15 protein-coding genes are annotated in these 17,118 nt (G+C 69.1%); 3 read left to right on the top strand and 12 right to left on the bottom strand.

Features of this window, described 5'->3' with window-relative positions; all coding sequences use genetic code 11:
- Window positions 1–205: 205 nt before the first annotated feature.
- The gene (locus ASG60_RS07275) at window positions 206–931 is read right to left on the bottom strand and encodes an RluA family pseudouridine synthase (RefSeq protein WP_244476603.1); all 726 of its coding nucleotides are present in this window, start codon (window positions 929–931) and stop codon (window positions 206–208) included.
- Between the two features lie 24 nt (window positions 932–955).
- On the opposite strand from ASG60_RS07275, the gene ftsY reads away from it, so the two are divergent.
- Both ftsY and ASG60_RS07265 read left to right on the top strand, forming a co-directional pair.
- Window positions 956–2,395 (top strand): signal recognition particle-docking protein FtsY, encoded by a 1,440-nt coding sequence (gene ftsY, locus ASG60_RS07270; RefSeq protein WP_056384752.1) that lies wholly within the window; start codon window positions 956–958, stop codon window positions 2,393–2,395.
- A 76-nt stretch (window positions 2,396–2,471) separates the two neighbouring features.
- Entirely contained in the window at window positions 2,472–3,083 is a 612-nt protein-coding gene (locus ASG60_RS07265; RefSeq protein ID WP_056169212.1) for a septation protein A, read from the top strand.
- A gap of 45 nt (window positions 3,084–3,128) precedes the next feature.
- Here ASG60_RS07265 and ASG60_RS07260 read toward each other — a convergent pair whose 3' ends face one another.
- From ASG60_RS07260 to ASG60_RS07230, 7 genes are all read right to left on the bottom strand, one after another.
- Window positions 3,129–3,656, bottom strand: a complete 528-nt coding sequence (locus tag ASG60_RS07260; protein WP_244472947.1) for a Crp/Fnr family transcriptional regulator — start codon at window positions 3,654–3,656, stop codon at window positions 3,129–3,131.
- Window positions 3,657–4,332: 676 nt separating this feature from the next.
- Window positions 4,333–4,923, bottom strand: coding sequence for a DsbE family thiol:disulfide interchange protein (locus ASG60_RS07255; RefSeq protein WP_056384750.1), 591 nt, complete (start codon window positions 4,921–4,923; stop codon window positions 4,333–4,335).
- Window positions 4,920–5,108 carry a heme exporter protein CcmD gene (gene ccmD / locus ASG60_RS07250; RefSeq protein ID WP_056304299.1) on the bottom strand — a complete coding sequence of 63 codons (189 nt, stop codon included), beginning with the start codon at window positions 5,106–5,108 and terminating at the stop codon, window positions 4,920–4,922. The genes ASG60_RS07255 and ccmD overlap by 4 nt, the downstream gene beginning before the upstream one ends.
- A gap of 5 nt (window positions 5,109–5,113) precedes the next feature.
- On the bottom strand, window positions 5,114–5,875 hold the full coding sequence (locus tag ASG60_RS07245; protein ID WP_056304294.1) for a heme ABC transporter permease: 762 nt from the start codon (window positions 5,873–5,875) through the stop codon (window positions 5,114–5,116).
- Window positions 5,876–5,974: 99 nt separating this feature from the next.
- Window positions 5,975–8,266 (bottom strand): PAS domain-containing protein, encoded by a 2,292-nt coding sequence (locus ASG60_RS07240; protein ID WP_244476602.1) that lies wholly within the window; start codon window positions 8,264–8,266, stop codon window positions 5,975–5,977.
- Between the two features lie 144 nt (window positions 8,267–8,410).
- Window positions 8,411–9,217 (bottom strand): Crp/Fnr family transcriptional regulator, encoded by an 807-nt coding sequence (locus tag ASG60_RS07235; protein WP_056169184.1) that lies wholly within the window; start codon window positions 9,215–9,217, stop codon window positions 8,411–8,413.
- Between the two features lie 224 nt (window positions 9,218–9,441).
- Window positions 9,442–9,690: a hypothetical protein gene (locus ASG60_RS07230; protein ID WP_082478859.1), complete on the bottom strand. Its 249-nt coding sequence runs from the start codon at window positions 9,688–9,690 to the stop codon at window positions 9,442–9,444.
- Window positions 9,691–9,944: 254 nt separating this feature from the next.
- Here ASG60_RS07230 and ASG60_RS07225 point away from each other — a divergent pair, with 254 nt between their 5' ends.
- Window positions 9,945–10,163 carry a hypothetical protein gene (locus ASG60_RS07225; RefSeq protein WP_056169178.1) on the top strand — a complete coding sequence of 73 codons (219 nt, stop codon included), beginning with the start codon at window positions 9,945–9,947 and terminating at the stop codon, window positions 10,161–10,163.
- Between the two features lie 53 nt (window positions 10,164–10,216).
- On the opposite strand, the gene ASG60_RS07220 is transcribed toward ASG60_RS07225, so the two are convergent.
- The 4 genes from ASG60_RS07220 to ASG60_RS07205 all read right to left on the bottom strand — a co-directional run bounded on the left by ASG60_RS07220 (window position 10,217) and on the right by ASG60_RS07205 (window position 17,115).
- Window positions 10,217–10,990, bottom strand: a complete 774-nt coding sequence (locus tag ASG60_RS07220; protein WP_244476601.1) for an SH3 domain-containing protein — start codon at window positions 10,988–10,990, stop codon at window positions 10,217–10,219.
- Window positions 10,991–11,085: 95 nt separating this feature from the next.
- Window positions 11,086–12,060, bottom strand: a complete 975-nt coding sequence (locus ASG60_RS07215; RefSeq protein WP_244476600.1) for a hypothetical protein — start codon at window positions 12,058–12,060, stop codon at window positions 11,086–11,088.
- Between the two features lie 220 nt (window positions 12,061–12,280).
- Window positions 12,281–15,337 (bottom strand): transglycosylase domain-containing protein, encoded by a 3,057-nt coding sequence (locus ASG60_RS07210; protein WP_056384745.1) that lies wholly within the window; start codon window positions 15,335–15,337, stop codon window positions 12,281–12,283.
- 143 nt (window positions 15,338–15,480) lie between these two features.
- Window positions 15,481–17,115, bottom strand: a complete 1,635-nt coding sequence (locus ASG60_RS07205) for an AarF/ABC1/UbiB kinase family protein (protein ID WP_056169167.1) — start codon at window positions 17,113–17,115, stop codon at window positions 15,481–15,483.
- Window positions 17,116–17,118: the final 3 nt, after the last annotated feature.

Below are 17,118 nucleotides of genomic sequence, written 5' to 3'. Positions count from 1 at the left end.
CGGGAGACCGGCTAAACTTACAAAAACAGGGTCTCGCGGCGTCCCGCGTCTCCCGTTTCCTCAGGCCGTCCCCCGCGCCGAACCGGCGGCGGGGCGCTAGCGCGTGCGCGCCGGGCAGTTGGCCCTGGAGGGCAGGGCTTGGCCCGGGAGGGCAGGGCTTGGCCCGGGAGGGCAGGGCTTGGCCCGGGAAGAGACGAAAAAGGCCCTACTCGGGCCGGTCGGCCCCGCACCGCACGAGCCCCGCCCGCATATGCGCGGGGGCCGGCGCCTCCACGACGATCGGCGGCTTCTTCGGATAGAGCGGCAGGGTGAGCGCCCGCGCATGAAGCTGCAGGCCCGGTCCGCCGCTGCGCGGGCCGGAGCCGTAGATCGGGTCCCCCACGATGGGAAAGCCGGACGCCGCGCAATGGACCCGCAGCTGGTGGGTCCGGCCGGTCACGGGGGTGAGGGCGAGCCACGCGAGGCCATCACCGCGCCCGAGCACCTGCCAATGGGTGAGCGAGGGATCGCCGGACGGGTCCGCCTTCATCCACCACGAGCGCGGATCGTCGGAGCGCCGCGCCAGGGGGAGATCGATGCGGCCGGTGTCCTGCGCGGGCCCCCCCTCGACCAGGGCCCAGTAGGTCTTGCCGACGCTGCCGCTCGCGGCGAACAGCTTGTTGAGGCGGGCCAGCGCCTTGGCGTGGCGGCCGAGAGCAAGGCAGCCCGACGTGTCGCGGTCGAGGCGATGGGCCGCCTCCGGGCGCCGGGGCAGGCCGAAGCGCAGGGCGTCGAGGTGGTCGGTGAGGGTTTCGCCGCCTTTCGGGCCGGGATGGACCGGCAGACCCGCCGGCTTGTCGATGACGAGGACGAGGGCATCGCGGTAGAGGAGGCGCGCACCTATGTCTGTTACGAGGGCATCGGCTGGGGGCATGGCCTTGGCGCTTACCATGCCGGGTCCGGGGAGCAAGCGGGAATGAGCGAAGACAAGAGGCCGGGCTGGCTGCTGCGCAAGATGTTCGGCACCAAGGAGGAGCCGCGCCCCGAGCCGGTGCCCGTGCAGCCCCCCGATCCGAAGCCGGTTCCGCCTCCCGTTCCCCGGCCGGTGGCCGAGGCGCCGGTGGTCGCGCCTCCGGTGGCCGAGCCCGTCGCCCCCCCGCCCGAATCTCCGGCCTCGTTCTCCGAGGGCCAGCCGGATTTCGCCACCGCGGCGACGGACGTCTCTCATGTGCCGCCCCCTCCGAGCGAGCCCGCCGCGGGCACGCCCGGCAAGAACGCGGTCCCGGACGAGATCGAGGGCGCCGACCTCCAGCCCGTCGAGGGCACGCAAGAGCGCCCGCCCGCCGGCACCGCGGGCGACGATCCGGCGCGCGGCGCCGAGGCGGCCGACACCACGTCCCAAGCCTTCGCGCCGCATGGGGCACCGGACCCCGAACCGGAGGTCGCGACCCAGATCTTCCTGCCGGAGCCGGAGGCCGAGCCCGAGGGCGAGAAGCGCGGCTGGTGGAGCCGCCTGACGGGGGGCATGAAGCGCACCTCCTCGGCGCTGACCGAGCGGGTCACCGGCCTGTTCACGAAGCGCAAGCTCGACGCCGACACCCTGGAGGAGCTGGAGGACGCCCTGATCCAGGCCGATTTCGGTATCGAGACCGCGACACGGATCTCGGAGGCCGTGGGCAAGGGCCGGTACGAGAAGGGCATTTCGCCCGATGCCGTGCGGGAGATCCTGGCCGCCGAGGTCGAGCGGGCGCTGACCCCCGTGGCGATCCCGTTCACCATCGACACGACGAAGAAACCGTTCGTCATCCTGATGATCGGCGTCAACGGGGCCGGCAAGACCACCACCATCGGCAAGCTCGCCATGAAGCTGAAGGCGGACGGGCATTCGCTGATGCTGGCGGCCGGGGACACGTTCCGGGCGGCGGCCATCGAGCAGCTCAAGGTCTGGGGCCAGCGCACGGGCACGCCGGTCATCGCCCGGGCCCAGGGCGCGGACGCGGCGGGCCTCGCCTACGACGCCTACGAGGCGGCCAAGCAGCAGGGCACCGACGTGCTCCTCATCGACACGGCCGGCCGGCTCCAGAACAAGGCCGGGCTCATGGCCGAACTCGAGAAGATCCTGCGGGTGATCCGCAAGATCGACCCACAGGCCCCCCACGCGGTGCTCCTCGTCCTCGATGCCACCGTCGGCCAGAACGCCCTGAGCCAGGTCGAGCTGTTCTCGAAGGCCGCTCAGGTCACCGGCCTCGTGATGACGAAGCTCGACGGCACGGCGCGGGGCGGCATCCTGGTGGCGCTCGCGGCGAAATTCGGTCTGCCGGTTCACTTCATCGGTGTCGGCGAGGGGGTCGAGGACCTCGAGCCGTTCGAGGCCCGCGACTTCGCCCGCGCCATCGCGGGATTGGACAAGGACTAGCGGCGCGTCCGCCAGGACCGGGCCCTCACCCCCAAAAGCCGCGACGCGCCGCGCGCGGCCCTCTATGACGGATGCCATGCAGATCGAAGCCGTTCCCCCGCACCGCCACCTGCCGCCGCTTCTGAAGCTCGCCCTCGAGCTCGGGCCGCTGGTGATCTTCTTCCTCGGCAACGCCTATGCCGAGCGGTTCGGGGTCCTCCCCGAGCAGAAGCTGTTCGTCGCCACCGGGGTGTTCATCGCGGCGACGGTGGTGGCGCTCGCCATCCACTTCGCCCTGGTGCGGCGCCTGCCCATCATGCCCCTGGTCTCGGGCGTGGTGGTGGTGGTGTTCGGCGGCCTGACCCTGGCCCTGCAGGACAAGACCTTCATCATGATGAAGCCCACCATCGTGAACACCCTGTTCGGGCTCGTGCTGCTCGGCGGCCTCGCCTTCGGCAAATCCCTGCTGTCCGTGGTGCTCGACAGCATGTTCGCCCTGACGGAGGAGGGCTGGCGCAAGCTCACCTTCCGCTGGGGCCTCTTCTTCCTCGTCCTTGCGGTGATCAACGAGGTGGTGTGGCGCACGCAGACGGAGGATTTCTGGGTGAGCTTCAAGGTGTTCGGCATCATGCCGCTCACGGTCGCGTTCGCCCTGGCGCAGACACCGCTCCTCCTTCGCCACGAGCGCAAGGATGCGGGCGCCGCCTGAGACGCGATGGGGTTCGAGGGGGCTTTGCCCGCCTCGAAGCCCTGTTCAGCCCAGGACGCGCTGGTACTCGGCCTCGGGACCGCCGTAGGCGTCTCCCGCGATGGCGAGCATTTGCGACCGGTCGCAGATGCCGATGCCGCCACGCCGGGTCCTGACGGCACCCGCGTCGCTGAGATTGCGCAGGGCCGTGGTCACGCCGGCCCGGCGGACGCCGAGCATCAGCGACAGGAGTTCGTGCGTCAGCGGGAGATCCTCGCGATCCGTGCGGTCGTGGCACATGAGCAACCAGCGTGCGAGGCGCTGCTCGAGGGTGAAGCGGCTGTTGCACAAGCTGCCCTGCGCGAGCTGAATCGCGAAGACCTGCGCATAGCGCAACAGGCGATCGTGCAGGGGGCGGCATTCGGTCAGAGCCGCCCGGAACGCCCGCGCTTCGATGCAGAGCGCCCGGCATGGAATCTGGACGATGGTCTCGTGCGGCCAGCTGTCGAGACCATGCAGTAGGGGAAGTCCCGTCATTCCCTCGGGGCCGATGGCACCGACCTCCGCCTGCACGCCGGCGGGGGTGCGTGCCATCACGGAGATCATTCCGGGCTCGGGGAAACACACCTGGGCAATGGCTACGTCGGGGGTTTCCAGGACGATGCCGCTCTCGAACGAACGGCGCTCCAGTTCCGGCTGGAGTCGCGCAAATTCATCGGGGGTCAACGCTCCCAGCAGCCGGTTGCGTACTTCGAGTTGAACAATGCGCGACGTCAAGGCTCTGCCGATCCATAGGCACGATCAATTGCCACCTGATGCCTGCTGCCCGTCCTTATCAACGAACGATCCGCTTATAATACCCCCAAAAACCAGACCTGTGAACAGCTTATCTACGTATCAAAAAGTACGATCTCGTACATAAGGAAACTTTATATCGGAATCAAACTTTTTGAAAATCGCGAGAAGAGTTTATTTCTACTTTATATTCTACCGTTTTCATCAAACAGTAGAAAAACACCCTTCCATAGATAACCCTGCTTATTCGCAGCCGAAGAAGATCTGCTTTGGCCGAAGTGACCCTGACCTTCCGACTATCGTAGAAGCAGTTCGCGCGAAGCACCGCGCAGAAACCCACGCATCCGCTGGCGATGCGGGCCTCGGGACTCTCGAATGACGCCGAAGCCAGAGCCGAGGATGGGATCCATCGTGATCTCGGGGACCACCAAGCGTGGGACGCTCCCGACGCCGAAGTGCGGCCTCGACGCGACCGCTAAGGCACGGCCTCGGCCACGGCGCCTGCAGCGCGCATCTTGTCGACGACGTTCCGGTAGTTCTCCGGCGTGACGATCCCGACGAGCTTGTCGCGGATGGTCCCGTCCGGCCCGACGATGAAGCTCTCGGGCACGCCGTAGACCCCGAAATCGATGGCGGTGCGGCCGGTGGAATCCATGCCGACCGCCCCGAACGGCACGCCGTTGCGGGCAAGGAAGCGACGGGCGTTCTCGGGGGCGTCCTTGTAGGCGATCCCCACGAGGTGGAGCCCGGGCTCGCGGGCGAGGCGCATGAGCTGCGGATGCTCGATCTGGCACGGCGCGCACCACGAGGCCCAGAAGTTGACGAGGGTCACCCGGCCCTTGAGCGCGGCGCTGGAGAGGCCGGGCAGGGGCACGCCGTTGGCGGTGGCGCCGGGGAGGGCGGCCAGATCGAAAGCTGGAGCGGGCCGGCCGATCAGCACGGAGGGGACGGCCGAGGGGTCCGCGCCCGAGCGCAGGCGCACGTAGAACAATCCCGCGAGCACCACGAAGGTGACGAGGGGCACGATGAGCAGAAGGGAGCGCCGGGCCGGCTCGGACCCGCTCATGCGCCTGCCCCCGAAGAGAGGGCCGAGGGCGCAGTGGGCTCCTGCAGGGCCGCCAGGGCGCGGGTCTGGGCACGCCGATCGCGCACCGCGTGCCAGATCAGGCCGGCGATGACGAGGGCCGTGAAGGCGTAGGCCCCGAGGATGAAGCCCGCGTGGGGCCCGAGATCATGAGGTCCGAGATTCATGATCGTCACAGGCCCCGGATCGCCCCGAGGGGTACGCTGGTATCGAGCCGTTCGGCCTCGCGGATCGTCAGCGTCCGCACGCGGCGCCGCAGGATCTCCGTGCGCATGGCGGAGAGATGCAGGGTGATTCCCAACAGGGTGAAGGCGAGGATCATCTCGAGGAGCGGGTAGAGCATCGAGGGGTCGATGGACGAGCCCCCCATGCGCATGATCGAGGCCGGCTGGTGCAGGGTCGACCACCAGTTCACCGAGAACTTGATGATCGGCAGGTTCACGGCGCCCACGAGGGTCAGGATCGCGATGGCGCGGGCGGCCCGGCTCGGATCCTCGATGGTGCGCCACAGGGCGATGATGCCGCAATAGATCAGGAACAGCACCAGCATGGAGGTGAGACGCGCGTCCCAGACCCAGTAGGTGCCCCACATGGGCTTGCCCCAGAGCGAGCCGGTGACGAGGCAGATCAGGGTGAAGGCCGCACCGATGGGGGCGGCGGCGCGCTGGGCCACATCCGCCAGGGGATGACGCCAGACCAGGGTGCCGATGGCCGAGACCGCCATGGCGCCGTAGAAGAACACCCCGAGCCAGGCCGCCGGGACGTGGATGTACATGATCCGCACGGTCTCGCCCTGCTGGTAGTCGGGCGGAACGGTGAACCAGGTGAGATAGAGGCCGAACGCCAGGAGTATGCCCGAGAGCCCGGCGAGCCAGGGCATCAGCGGGGCGGTCCAGCGCAGGAAGTTGCCGGGATGGGCGAGGCGTGTCCACATGGTTCGCGATCTAGCCCAGGGTGCGGTGCAGCGGCAATGCGGGCGTTGCGCGCAAGGCTGCTTCGCACACAAGGGTGCCTGCGTGTGTGAAGGAGACGCTTAGACGCTTCCTGCCTGAAAGCCCGCCAGGGGCGCCGCGAGGCGGCACACCAGACCGGCGGGTTCGTAGTCGAGGCTGACGGTTCCGCCGACGGCCCCCACGAGACCACGCTCGATCAGCCGCGAACCGAACCCTTTTCGCGATGGTACCACCACCCGCGGGCCGCCGGACTCGCGCCAGGTCATCCGCACCGTGGGCTCCCCCGCCTCGAGGGCGACGTCCCACGCCACGGTCACCCGGCCGGCAGGGACCGACAGGGCGCCGTACTTCACCGCGTTGGTGGCCAGCTCATGCAGCGTCAGGGCGAGCGACAAGGCCGCCTTGGCACCGAGCTCGATGGCCGGGCCGGAGATGCGGAAACGGTCGGGCTGACGATCGTCGTGGATGGCCAGCGCACTCGCGAGGACCGCTTCGAAATCCGCTCCCTCGCTCTCTCCGGAGAGCAGGATGTCGTGGGCCTTGCCGAGGGCGATCAGCCGCGCCGCCAGGGCCTCCTTGGCCGCCTCGACGTCGGTGACGTTGCGCAGGGTCTGCGACGCGATGGCCTGGACCACCGCGAGGGTGTTCTTGAGACGGTGGCTGAGTTCGCGGTTGAGGATGCGCTGCTGCTCGTCGGCCTCGATCCGGGTCAGGCCACCCCAGGCGCGCTCGGCGACCTCCCGGGCGAAGGCGATCTCCTCCGGCGTCCAGTCGTGGGGAACCGCGTCGAGGACGTAGAGGATGCCGACGAGGCGCCCGCGCTGGAGAATCGGCACCTTGACCACGGCCCGCATGCCGATGCGGGCATAGCCGGCCGCATCGTCGACGCGTTCGGGGGTCGCGGCGATGTCGGCCACTGCCAGGGCTTCGCCGCGCCGCAGGCGGGCGACGCTCGCCGCCACGGTCGCCAGGGTCTGCGCCCCAGCCTCGGCTCCGAGACCGGCGGCGATCCAGTCCGGCGCAACGGAGGAGAGGCCGCCGGCGGGATCGACGAGGGCGTAGCCGGCCCGGGCCACGCCCAGGGTCCGCCCAAGGCTCGCGGCCGTGGCCTCCACCACGGCCGCGTTGGTCTGCAGGTCACGCAGGCGGTCGCCCAGCGCGATGAGAGCCTCGCGCCGGGCATCGGCGCGCTTCTCCTCGGTGATGTCCTCGATCATCGCCGTGGCGTGGACGCTGTCGCCCAACGTCTGCGACACGAGGTTGACGCGGGCCCAGATGATGCGGCCGTCGAGGCGGCGGTAGCGCTTCTCGAGGCGCTCCTGCATGGTCTCGCCCTTGGCGAGACGGCGGTGCAGTTCGGCCCGCTCGGCATCGTCCTCCGGCGGCGTCCAGCGCGCCAGGGAATGGCCGAGGATCTCGGATTCCGGTGCGCCCCAGATCTCGCAGAGCTTGGCGTTCACGGCGAGCGCCCGGACGCTGCGCGGATCGAACTGGACGATGCCGATATTGGCGCCCTGGAACACCGCGCGGAATTGGGCGCCGGTGCGGTTGCGCTCGGTCACGTCGAGCATGGCGCCGATCATCCGCTGGGGCGTGCCGTCGGCGGCTCGGACCATGTAGCCGCGGTCGAACACTTCGGCGTAGGTGCCGTCGGCGCGCAGGAAGCGGTACTCGTGGCCCCACTCGTCGGCTCCGCCGGCGATCACCGCACCGATATCGGCCTCAACGGCGGCCCGGTCGTCCGGATGGACATGCGCGATCCACCACGCCCCGTCCGGCACGACGCGGTCGGGCGTCCAGCCGTAAGCGGTGGCCAAGGCCTCGTTCCACAGGACGGTGTCGGTGGTGAGGTCCCAATCCCAGATGGCATCGTTGGTGGCGCGTGCGACGAGGCGGTAGCGCTCCTCAGTTGCCCGAAGGGCGATCTCGGCCAGTTTGGCCGCGGTGACGTCGCGCACGGTGCCGACCATCCGAACCGGGCGGCCCTCGCTGACGATGAGCTGGCCCCGTGCCGCGATCCAGCGCGGGACGCCGCCATCCGCCGGGACGACACGGTATTCACTGTCGAACTGACCGGTCCCGGCCGGATCGAGGGCGGCCTGCAGGGCGGCATCGACCCGCTCGCGATCTTCCGGGTGCAGACCTTGCAGGAAGGTCTCCGCATAGGTGACGGGCACGTCCGGAGCCACGCCGAACAGGCTGCGGGTGCGGGCGTCCCAGCGCAGGATCGTGGTGGCGAGGTCGTAGTCGAAGATGCCGATGCCCGTAGCCTCGACGGCCAGCCGCAGGAGCACGGCGCTCTCGGCCGGGTCCGCCACGTCGGGCGCCGCGCCGTCCGGGACCGGCGCCCTCGAGACAGACGTTTCGGCCACGGGCGTTTCGGCGGAGCCGGTCCGAGGTCCGGTCGCGCGCGGCACGGGAGGGGCGGCGTGGTTCGTCATCGGCGGGGTGGCGGCGTCCGGCTCGGATCGGGTGTTGTGGCGGGGATTCTATCCTGGGCGGGAAACCGCGGGATCTCAGGCCGTCTCCCGCTGGGCGTAGGGCCGCTCGGTGGGAACCGTTTCGTCGGGAGGCTCGACGCGGACGAGTCGGCCGAGACGATCGTAGCCCGCGCCGAGCACCGTCTCGTAATGATGCCGGACCACACCATGGCACTCGCAGGCCGCAGCCTCGACCTTGGCGCGGTCCCGGACCGTGATGCGGCCACGGCCGACCTCGATCAATCCCTGCTGCTGCAGGGTACGCAAGATCCGGGTCAGGTAGGTGCGCTGAACGCCGAGCATCGCCGCGAGCAGCTCCTGGGTGACCGGCAAAGTGTCGCTGGCGATCCGGTCCTGCAGCGTCATCAACCAACGCAGGCAGCGTGCCTCGATGGGATGCAGGGCGTTGCAGGCAACCGATTGCAGCACCTGGGCAAGGAGGCAATCCCCGTAACGGGCGAAGAGGTTGCGCAGGCTTTCCGAACGGCGCTTGGCTTCCTGGAAGCGCACCGCGTCCATGCGCAGGACCGGGCCGCCGATCTGGATCACGGCGTGCGTGGAGGCGGGAAGATAGCCCTGGCTGACTACACCGCCGACGGCGCCCTCGCGGCCGATGGTGGCGGTCTCGGCGCTGCGCCCATCCCGCATGGCGATGATCAGGGTCGCCACCGTCTGGCCACACGGAAAGGCGATGGTGGTCACCTCGGCGCCGGCTGCGAACAAGGTTTCCCCGCGCTGATGCACCGACCACTCGAGATGCGGCGCCAGCAAGGCGCGATCCTCGGTCCTCAGGGCCTTCAGAAGCAGATTGCCCTGGAAGAGTGGATCGGCGGCCGAAGGCATGGCGTGCGCTGCGTTCACGGTCTGTCTTCCCGCCACTAGCGCACGAAGCTCTGGCACGTCTGTCTAATAGTATACAGAAGCCGAACGATTTTGTCGTTTTGATGGGATGCGGCGGAACTTCTCATCACTTGGCAGCTGAAACTCGCCCGCATGAACGAATCGGTGATCCCGGACGCGTGCCGCAAGCTCCCCCATCGGAGTTCGGCAGAATCAGACAAATTCGATCAGGCTTGACCGGCTTCGTCGCCTTCGCCGACGCAGTCGAGGGCGCGCTCCACTGCCGTCACGGCATCGAGGAGGTTCCGCACGGTGCTGTCGACTTCGCGCCGGGGGCGGTTCATGGCCGCCGCGCGGGCGCCCACGGCCTGGAGATGCTCGAGGACCGCGAAGAGGTCGTCGGCGACGGCCACCACGTCGTGCACCGCCGGAGCGGGCGGGGAGGGGCGGCGACGGAAGGAAATGACGTTACTCATGACCACGATGTTTCGCGTGGTTCGGGGCCGGGCGCCAGAAGGCCGGGGGGTGATTTCGTGCGATCGGAGGGGTTGTCCGGGTCTCAAAGCGCGGCGTGGTGAGCGCTTCCGTGGCGATGCCCCATCACTCTGCGACGTGGCGGCGACGGTTCGTTATCCTTTCCCGGTTTGCCCCGGCGGCGCTTGACGCGGGACGCCCGGCGGGCCCACCTCCGCCGATCCATCTTGCAGGACAGACCCCCAGGACAGCCCCGATGCGCCTTCTTCCTCTCGCCCTCTCCACCCTCGCAATGGCTGGCCTGTGCGCCTGCAACAGCGCCGAGGGCCCGAATTCCCGCAGTGGGATCGCCGAGACCTTCGACACCAGCAACTACCGTCGCTCGTCCGACACCAACGGAACCCAGACCCGCCGCGACGTGAACCGCCTCTACACCCAGCCCTCGCTGCCCTCGATCTCCAGCCGCGGCAACTGACCTCGAACCTCATGGATCCCGCTCCGGTCGGGTTCCATGAGGTCAGGGAACCCTCAGGCGTAGGTCGCCTCGGGCTCCTCGACGCCCTCGTCCGAATCGAGCCCGTCGTCGAAACGTCCGTCGCCCGGCGGGGCGACCGGCACCAGGAAGGCGGCATGCAGGTGTCCGTCGATCAGGCCATCGTGGTTCAAGTCCACGCGTGCCCAGTCCCCATTCGGGCCGTCGAATGATTGAACCGTCAGTTCGCTCCCAGGGCCGATCGTCCGCAGCCGATCGAAGGTCAGCCCCGGCCCTGCCCGCAGGCGTAGACCGTCCCGGGCCGCCACCATGAAGCGGCCCACGGTCCCGGCCAGCGGCAGGGCGTCCGCCAGCCTGCGGCCCGACGCCACCGGATTGGCCCAACCCTTTTGCGCGGCATTCTGAAGCCATATCGGTGCATTCGCGACGTGCCCGCCTGCGCCCCAAACCAACTCGGACCGATCCCGCGGGGATGTGCCGAATCCAATGTGAAGCGTCGTCTTGCCCATGTAGTCGACGCCCGCCCCGATCCCGTTGGCGCCGAGGGCCGCGGCGGCGGTGACGAAAGCCTCGACGATGGGCAGATCATCGGGATCGGTGAAATCGAGGGCGCGACTGCCGTCGACGAGGAGTTGTAGGTCGGCGGCTCGGCCGTGATCATGACGCGTCGAGCCGGTGCGCTTGCCACCGGACCCTTTGGGCGCCTGCCCCCCGGAGGTGACCCGCACCAGGGCGACGCCCGCCACATCGGCCGCCCGGCTGAGGAGCTGCTTCAGCTCCGCCGAAATGGCCCGACACCGAATCTGCATTCGAGTGTCCTCACGAACCGTCGCCATGATCCAAGCCTCCTGATTCCACGAGAAATGTCGCGAAATCCCGGCAATAAATCAACCTCAGGTTTACTTCAGTTCTTGGCGAGGGCGTCCGCGAAGGCGGTCATGCGGTTGCGTGCGTAGGTGGGCAGGCCGGCGCTGATGGAGGTGCCGGTGTTGAACGACGAGTTGCCCATGAGCACCTGGGCCGGCAGCAGGTTCTTGAGCACGGGCACGCGGGCGTATTCCTGCTTGCGGTCGAGGACGTCGGCCTTGATGGCCAACGCCATATAGGTGGTGACCACGGTCTTTGCGGGATCGCCCGGCATCGGCTGAAACACGGCGAGGAACTTGCCGAAGCGCAGGATCTGGTTGACCCAGAAGATGGTCTGTTCGAGCCCCCCCGTCACCGGCGCGTCGATCTTGGTGAGCCCGGCGAGCGGCGCGGTCTCGGCGGGGGGAAGGGTGCGCAGCTCGCTCTGAAACGAGACGAACTCGGCGACCTTCTTCGACGCCCCGTCCTCGAGCTTGTTGGCGAGCTTCACGCCCAGCGGCAGCTTGCCCTCGAGGTCGTAGCGCGATTCGATGCAGACGGTGCCGAGATCGCACCACGGCCGGTCGGGGCGCTTCGCGAAGGCGGCGGCCGGGTCCTTGGTCGGCGTCACGTCGGCGGGGTTCAGGGTCCTGTGCTTGATGACCGGGTCCATCTTCGCCACGAAGCCGAGGGTGGCGTAGGAGGCGAGATCGATGGAGTCGGCGGGCCTCGGCACCACGAAGCGCCCCTGCGCCACGTAGACCTTGAGGGTCTCGTGCCGGCGTTTCGACACGCCGTTGAGGGTCTGCAGATAATCGGGCTCGGCGTAGCCCGGGTAGGGCGCCAGCGCCGCCCGCTCGGCCGGCCGGACCTGGCCCCAGTCGAGGTAGGGCACGAGGCCGTTCTCGGGCTTGGCCGGGGCGTCGCGATGGTCCGTGAACAGGATGGTGCCGGGCTTGAGGCCGGAAAGACCCACCGCCTCGATGGATGGCACATCCTTCACCCGGTCGGAGGCTGCGGGCTGTTGTTTCATGCCCTCCTGCGCGTGCGCGGGGAGGGACAGGGCCAACAGGGCGGCGAGACGGAGAAACGCGGAAGGGTGCATCGGCACGTCGAAGCCTTTGGTCGTTCGGGATAGGGGAGGTGGGGGTTGCCGGCCCGCGCTCGGCGCAGGCCGACGCCCCCTGGTCCCTCTCCACGGGGGAGGGAGACCCGCTCGTCGCCGGTCGGGCGAAGCGGGTCGGAATGACGGGTCAGTAGCGCGGGTCGTCCCCGAACAGGTAGTCGGGATCGCGGCGGCGCGGACGGGCATAGACCTCCTCGTCGCCGAAAGGCGAGCGCTGGGTGCCGGGCCAGACCGGATCGGGGTCGCGCTGCGCCCGGCGGCTCGGGGTCCGGCTCCGGGATTCGCCGAACGGGTCGAGGACATCGGGCTCCGCGCGCCGGCCCGGCAGGGAGCCGAAGAGGTCGCCGGCCACATCCGCCCCGTCCTCCGCTCCGCCGAGGTCGCCATCCTCCGCGTCGGGCCGCATGGCGGTCCGGGTCTCGCGCGGCAGGAGCTTGTACTGGGTGTCGGCCATGCGCCCGTTGGCGAGGCGGAAATGCTCGAGGAAGCCGCCGCCCGACACCTGTTCGCCGCTGCGGGCGTCGATGGGCAGGTCGGCCAGATACGGCCGGGCCTCGGCCGAGGGCGGCGCGAGGTTGGTGCGCGGCACGCCGTTGGCCCAGGCCGCCTGAAGGATCGACCCGGCGATGGGCACGGCGAGATGCCCACCGGTCTGACCACGCCCGAGGGTTTTTCGCGTGCCGTCGGCGTTGTCGTAGCCGACCCAGACCACGATGGTGATCTCGTTGGTGAAGCCGGCGAACCACGCGTCGTTCTCGTTCTCCGAGGTGCCGGTCTTGCCGGCGATGGCGGACGAGAACCGGCTCAGCGCCGCGGCCGTGCCGTGCTGGGTCACGCCCTGGAGCATGGTCTTCAGCTGGTAGAACGCCACCCGGTCGGCCGAGGCGATGCGCACGGGCTCGCGGGGGCTGCGGGTGTAGAGAACCTTGCCGTCTCGCTCCACGGATTCGAGGGCGTAGGGGGCCGGGCGCGCGCCCTCGTTGGCGATGGCCGCGTAGAAGGCCGCGAGATCCACCATCCGCACGGGCTGGGAGCCGAGCACGAAGGGGTAGTAGCGCTCGCACTCGGCGTAGAGCTGGGCTTCGAGGGCGAGGTCGCAGACCTTCTGCAGGCTCGCCGGCGCCTTGTCGGCGATGCCGCCCTGCAGCAGGCGCGCGGTGACGAGGTTCTTCGAGAATTCGAGGCCGCGCCGCAGGGTCGTGGCCCCGGCTCCACCCCCGTCGTAGTTCTTCGGCGACCAGGAATCACCCACCCCGCCGATGGGCGGGAGCGTCACGGCGGCATCCATCACCAGGGTGTTGGGCTGCAGGCCGGCATTGAGGGCGGCGAGATAGGTCACGGGCTTCAGGGTCGAGCCCGGCTGGCGCACGGTCTGGGTCACCCGGTTGAGCTGGCTCACGGGGTAGGAGAAGCCGCCCGCCATGGCGAGGATGCGCCCCGTGCGGTTCTCCAGCACCAGGGCGGCGCCCTGGACGCTCGGGCGCACCCGCAGGTCGGCGCGCGGGGTCTTGGCTGAGGGATCGCGCAGCTTCACCCGCACCACGTCGTAGGGGGCGAGCCGACCGCGCGCCGGACCGGGCTCCAGGCTGATCGTGCGCCCGTCGGCCAGACCCGCCTTCGCCGGACCGCCGCGGCCGGGATCGAGCACCACGGCCAGCGGCCAATGCACATCGTAGAGGACGGGCCGCGCGTTCTCCAGGGCGCGCTGCCAGGTGGGCTTGGGACCAGCCGGCTTCGGGGACGTCACCTTGGCGGCGGCCACAGCCGCGGCCCGTGCCGCCTTGCGCTCGGCCTTCGTGCCCGTGGGCACGGATTTGGAGGCCTCGGAGGGTTTGGTCTCGCCGCCGACGAGGAGCGGCACGGAGAGCGTCGAGCCCTCGGGGGCGGGGGCGGCCCCGTCGAGCTTGCGCACCGCCTCGGCGAGGTTGAGTTCCGGCCCCTCGTAGCGCTGGCGCCCGGTGGCGCGCTCGTAGCTGGCGAGTCCGTCCTGGAGGGCGGTCTCGGTGGCGGTCTGGAGGCCGGCGTTGAGGGTGGAGCGCACGGTGTGCGAAGCCGAAGTCAGTGAGTCGATCCCCGCGAAGGTCCGGGTCTCCCGGGTGAGGTGATCGACGAAGTAGAAACCGGAATCGCGCCGTGCCGCCTCCATGGAGGCGAGGCCGAGGGGCGCATTGGCGGCCTGGACGAGCTGGGCCTCGGTGATGACGCCCTCCTCTTTCATCCGGGCCAGCACGTAGGCGCGGCGCTCCCGGGCGCGATCGGGGTACTTGTCGGGATTGTAGAAGTTCGGCCCCTTGGGCATGCCGGCCAGAAGGGCGGCCTCCGGCACCGTGAGCTGGCCGACCGATTTGCCGAAATAGCTGCGCGCGGCCATCTCGATGCCGTAGGCGCCGCGCCCGAGATAGATGCCGTTGAGGTAGAGTTCGAGGATGCCGGCTTTCGGCAGGATGCGCTCGAGCCGGGATGCCACGATCATCTCGCGGATCTTGCGCTCGTAGGTGACGTCGTCGCCCACCGACAGGTTCTTCACCACCTGCTGGGTGATGGTCGAGCCGCCGGCCGGCCGGCCCGGGGAGGCGAGGTTGCCGATGAAGGCGCGGATCACCCCGCGCTCGTCGATGCCGTGGTGGGTCTCGAAGCGCTTGTCCTCCGCCGCCACGAAGGCCTTTTGCACCATCGCCGGCACCTCCGCGATGGGCACGCTGAGGCGCCGTCCGTTGGCCTCGAAGGCCTCGGCGTAGCGCTTACCCGCCCCGTCGAGGATGAGGCTGGCGCCCGGCAGCTTGCGCTCCTTCAGGGCCTCGGCCAAGGGCAGGTCGAGGACGGCCTTGTTGTAGAAGGCGATGACCTCGCCCGCATCGAAGGGGGAATCCTTGGGGTTCTCGCCCTTGCAGAACTGGCGGTAGCTGACGTTGAGCTCACCGATGTCGAGGCCGTGCAGGAGCTTCGGCGCGCTCGCGCCCGCGATGGCGGTCGGATCTTCCATCGCCGTGGAGATGAGCTCGTCGAGGTTGATGTCCTCGATGTCGAAGGCCTTGCGCATGTGGGCGCAGCCGTCGCGCAGGATCTGCACGACCTGCCCCCTGTCGGCCACCGGATCGAACTGGGTCTTCACCACATCCGGCCGCGTCGTGACCTGACTCAGCGTCAGGGCCGTCGCAAACAGCTTGATCAGAATGATGTTCATGAAAGCCGAGCAGGGGATCTTCGGGGCGCGGCGGGTCGGCGCGCGACTGCGGCCAAGACTGCGCCGCACAACGCGGCTGATTTAAGGTGGCGCTTGGGCCGACCCGGCCTCCGGGAAATCCAGATCGGTTCAGCGGTTTTCGCCTACTTGTTGCGCCCGAGCAGCACCAGCCAACCGATCCCGATTACGCACACCATCGCCCCCACGGTGACGAAGGCCGGGGTGCCGAGATCCATGAACCGGGGCGCCAGCTGCGTCGCGAAGGCGGCCACGATAAGCGCCACGGCGATGCGGGCGGCGGCGCGCTCGATGCCGCGGGTGAGCTTCTCGATGCCCTTCAGCTCGATCTCGACGGTGACGCGGCCCTGCTTCAGGCGCACCAGCATGAGGTGGATCAGGGTCGGCAGTTCGGAGGCCGCGCCGAACAGGCCGGCGCCCACCGCCTCCACCTTGCGGGTCAGGCCCTTGATGGAGAACTGCGAGGCGAGCTTGCGCTTCACCGTGGGGCCGGCGGCCGAGAACAGGTCAAAATTCGGGTCGAGCTGGCGCATCACCCCGTCGGCGGTCACCAGCCCCTTGAACAGAATGGCGAGGTCGGTGGGCATGGCGAGGTCGTTCTCGCGAGCCATGGTCATGAAGTCGGTGAGCAGGGCGCCGAAATCGAGGGATGCCCCGGTGTGGCGGGCGATGAAGGCCTGCGACGAGGCTTCGAGCTTGGTCAGATCCGGGTTGCTCGATCCGGTCCAGTCGAGGAGCACGGCCATAAGCCCGTCGGCATCCTCCTTCAGCATCGAGCCGATGAGCATGAGGAGCTGGGTGCGGCGGCGCTCCGACAGGCGGCCGATGATGCCGAAATCAATGAAGCCGATCCGGTCGCCGGTCATGATCAGCATGTTGCCCGGATGCGGATCGGCGTGGAACACGCCCTCGATCAGAGCCATCTGCAGGAAGGCGTCGGTGCCCTTCTGGGCAAGCACCACCTTGTCGATGCCGGCGGCGTCGAGGCGGGCGTGGTCATTGGGCGGAATGCCGTGGATGAACTCCTGGACGAGGACGCGCTCGGAGGTCCATTCCCAGTGGATCTTCGGCACCACGATGTCCTCGCGGTCGGCAAAGATCGCCGCGATGGTCTCGCAGTTGCGTGCCTCGTTGATGAGATCGAGCTCACCGTAGAGGCCGCTGGCCAGGTGCCGCATCTGCTCCTGCGGCTGGTAGCGCCCGAATTCCGGCCACTCGGTGACGACGACGCGGGTGGCATGGGCCAGGAGCCGCAGGTCGGCCTCAATGATCTTGCGCAAGCCCGGGCGCAGAACCTTGACCACCACCTCCTCGCCGGTGTGGAGCCGTGCCCGGTAGACCTGAGCGATGGAGGCGGCGGCAAGCGGCACCTTGTCGAACTCGGCGAAGACCTCGTCGGCCGGCGCCCCGAGGTCCTCCTCCAACTGCGGCTGGATTCGCTCCCACGGGATCGGCGCGACCTGGCTGTGGAGCTTCTCGAGCTCCTCGGTCCATTCCGGCGTCAGAAGATCGGGGCGGCTCGCAAGGATCTGCCCGAGCTTGACGAAGGTGGGCCCGAGGGCCTCGATGGCCCGGCGCACGCGCTGCGGCTGCGACAGGCGGGCGATATCGACACGGGGCGTGCGGCGCTTGGCGAAACGCGCCACGTGGGCGATGCCGAGGCGCTCGACCACCTTGGTGACCCCGTAGCCGATGAGCACGGAGGCAATCTCGCCGAGGCGTTGCCGGTCGCGCGCGGCGACGAAGGCTGTTTTCAGCATGTG

The sequence above is a fragment of the Methylobacterium sp. Leaf469 genome (genome assembly GCF_001424745.1).
Taxonomy (GTDB): Bacteria; Pseudomonadota; Alphaproteobacteria; order Rhizobiales; family Beijerinckiaceae; genus Methylobacterium.
Note: the sequence above shows the minus strand (reverse complement) of the source record. Positions and strands in the feature narration are given on the sequence as shown.

Coding starts and splice junctions, on each gene's coding strand:
- ASG60_RS07265 (WP_056169212.1), top strand. CDS start 2,472: ATGCAGATCGAAGCCGTTCCCCCGCACCGCCACCTGCCGCCGCTTCTG.
- ftsY (WP_056384752.1), top strand. CDS start 956: ATGAGCGAAGACAAGAGGCCGGGCTGGCTGCTGCGCAAGATGTTCGGC.
- ASG60_RS07255 (WP_056384750.1), bottom strand. CDS start 4,923: ATGAGCGGGTCCGAGCCGGCCCGGCGCTCCCTTCTGCTCATCGTGCCC.
- ASG60_RS07230 (WP_082478859.1), bottom strand. CDS start 9,690: ATGAGTAACGTCATTTCCTTCCGTCGCCGCCCCTCCCCGCCCGCTCCG.
- ASG60_RS07205 (WP_056169167.1), bottom strand. CDS start 17,115: ATGCTGAAAACAGCCTTCGTCGCCGCGCGCGACCGGCAACGCCTCGGC.
- ASG60_RS07220 (WP_244476601.1), bottom strand. CDS start 10,990: ATGCAGATTCGGTGTCGGGCCATTTCGGCGGAGCTGAAGCAGCTCCTC.
- ASG60_RS07275 (WP_244476603.1), bottom strand. CDS start 931: ATGGTAAGCGCCAAGGCCATGCCCCCAGCCGATGCCCTCGTAACAGAC.
- ASG60_RS07210 (WP_056384745.1), bottom strand. CDS start 15,337: ATGAACATCATTCTGATCAAGCTGTTTGCGACGGCCCTGACGCTGAGT.
- ASG60_RS07215 (WP_244476600.1), bottom strand. CDS start 12,060: ATGAAACAACAGCCCGCAGCCTCCGACCGGGTGAAGGATGTGCCATCC.
- ASG60_RS07225 (WP_056169178.1), top strand. CDS start 9,945: ATGCGCCTTCTTCCTCTCGCCCTCTCCACCCTCGCAATGGCTGGCCTG.
- ASG60_RS07245 (WP_056304294.1), bottom strand. CDS start 5,875: ATGTGGACACGCCTCGCCCATCCCGGCAACTTCCTGCGCTGGACCGCC.
- ASG60_RS07235 (WP_056169184.1), bottom strand. CDS start 9,217: ATGCCTTCGGCCGCCGATCCACTCTTCCAGGGCAATCTGCTTCTGAAG.
- ASG60_RS07260 (WP_244472947.1), bottom strand. CDS start 3,656: ATGGCACGCACCCCCGCCGGCGTGCAGGCGGAGGTCGGTGCCATCGGC.
- ccmD (WP_056304299.1), bottom strand. CDS start 5,108: ATGAATCTCGGACCTCATGATCTCGGGCCCCACGCGGGCTTCATCCTC.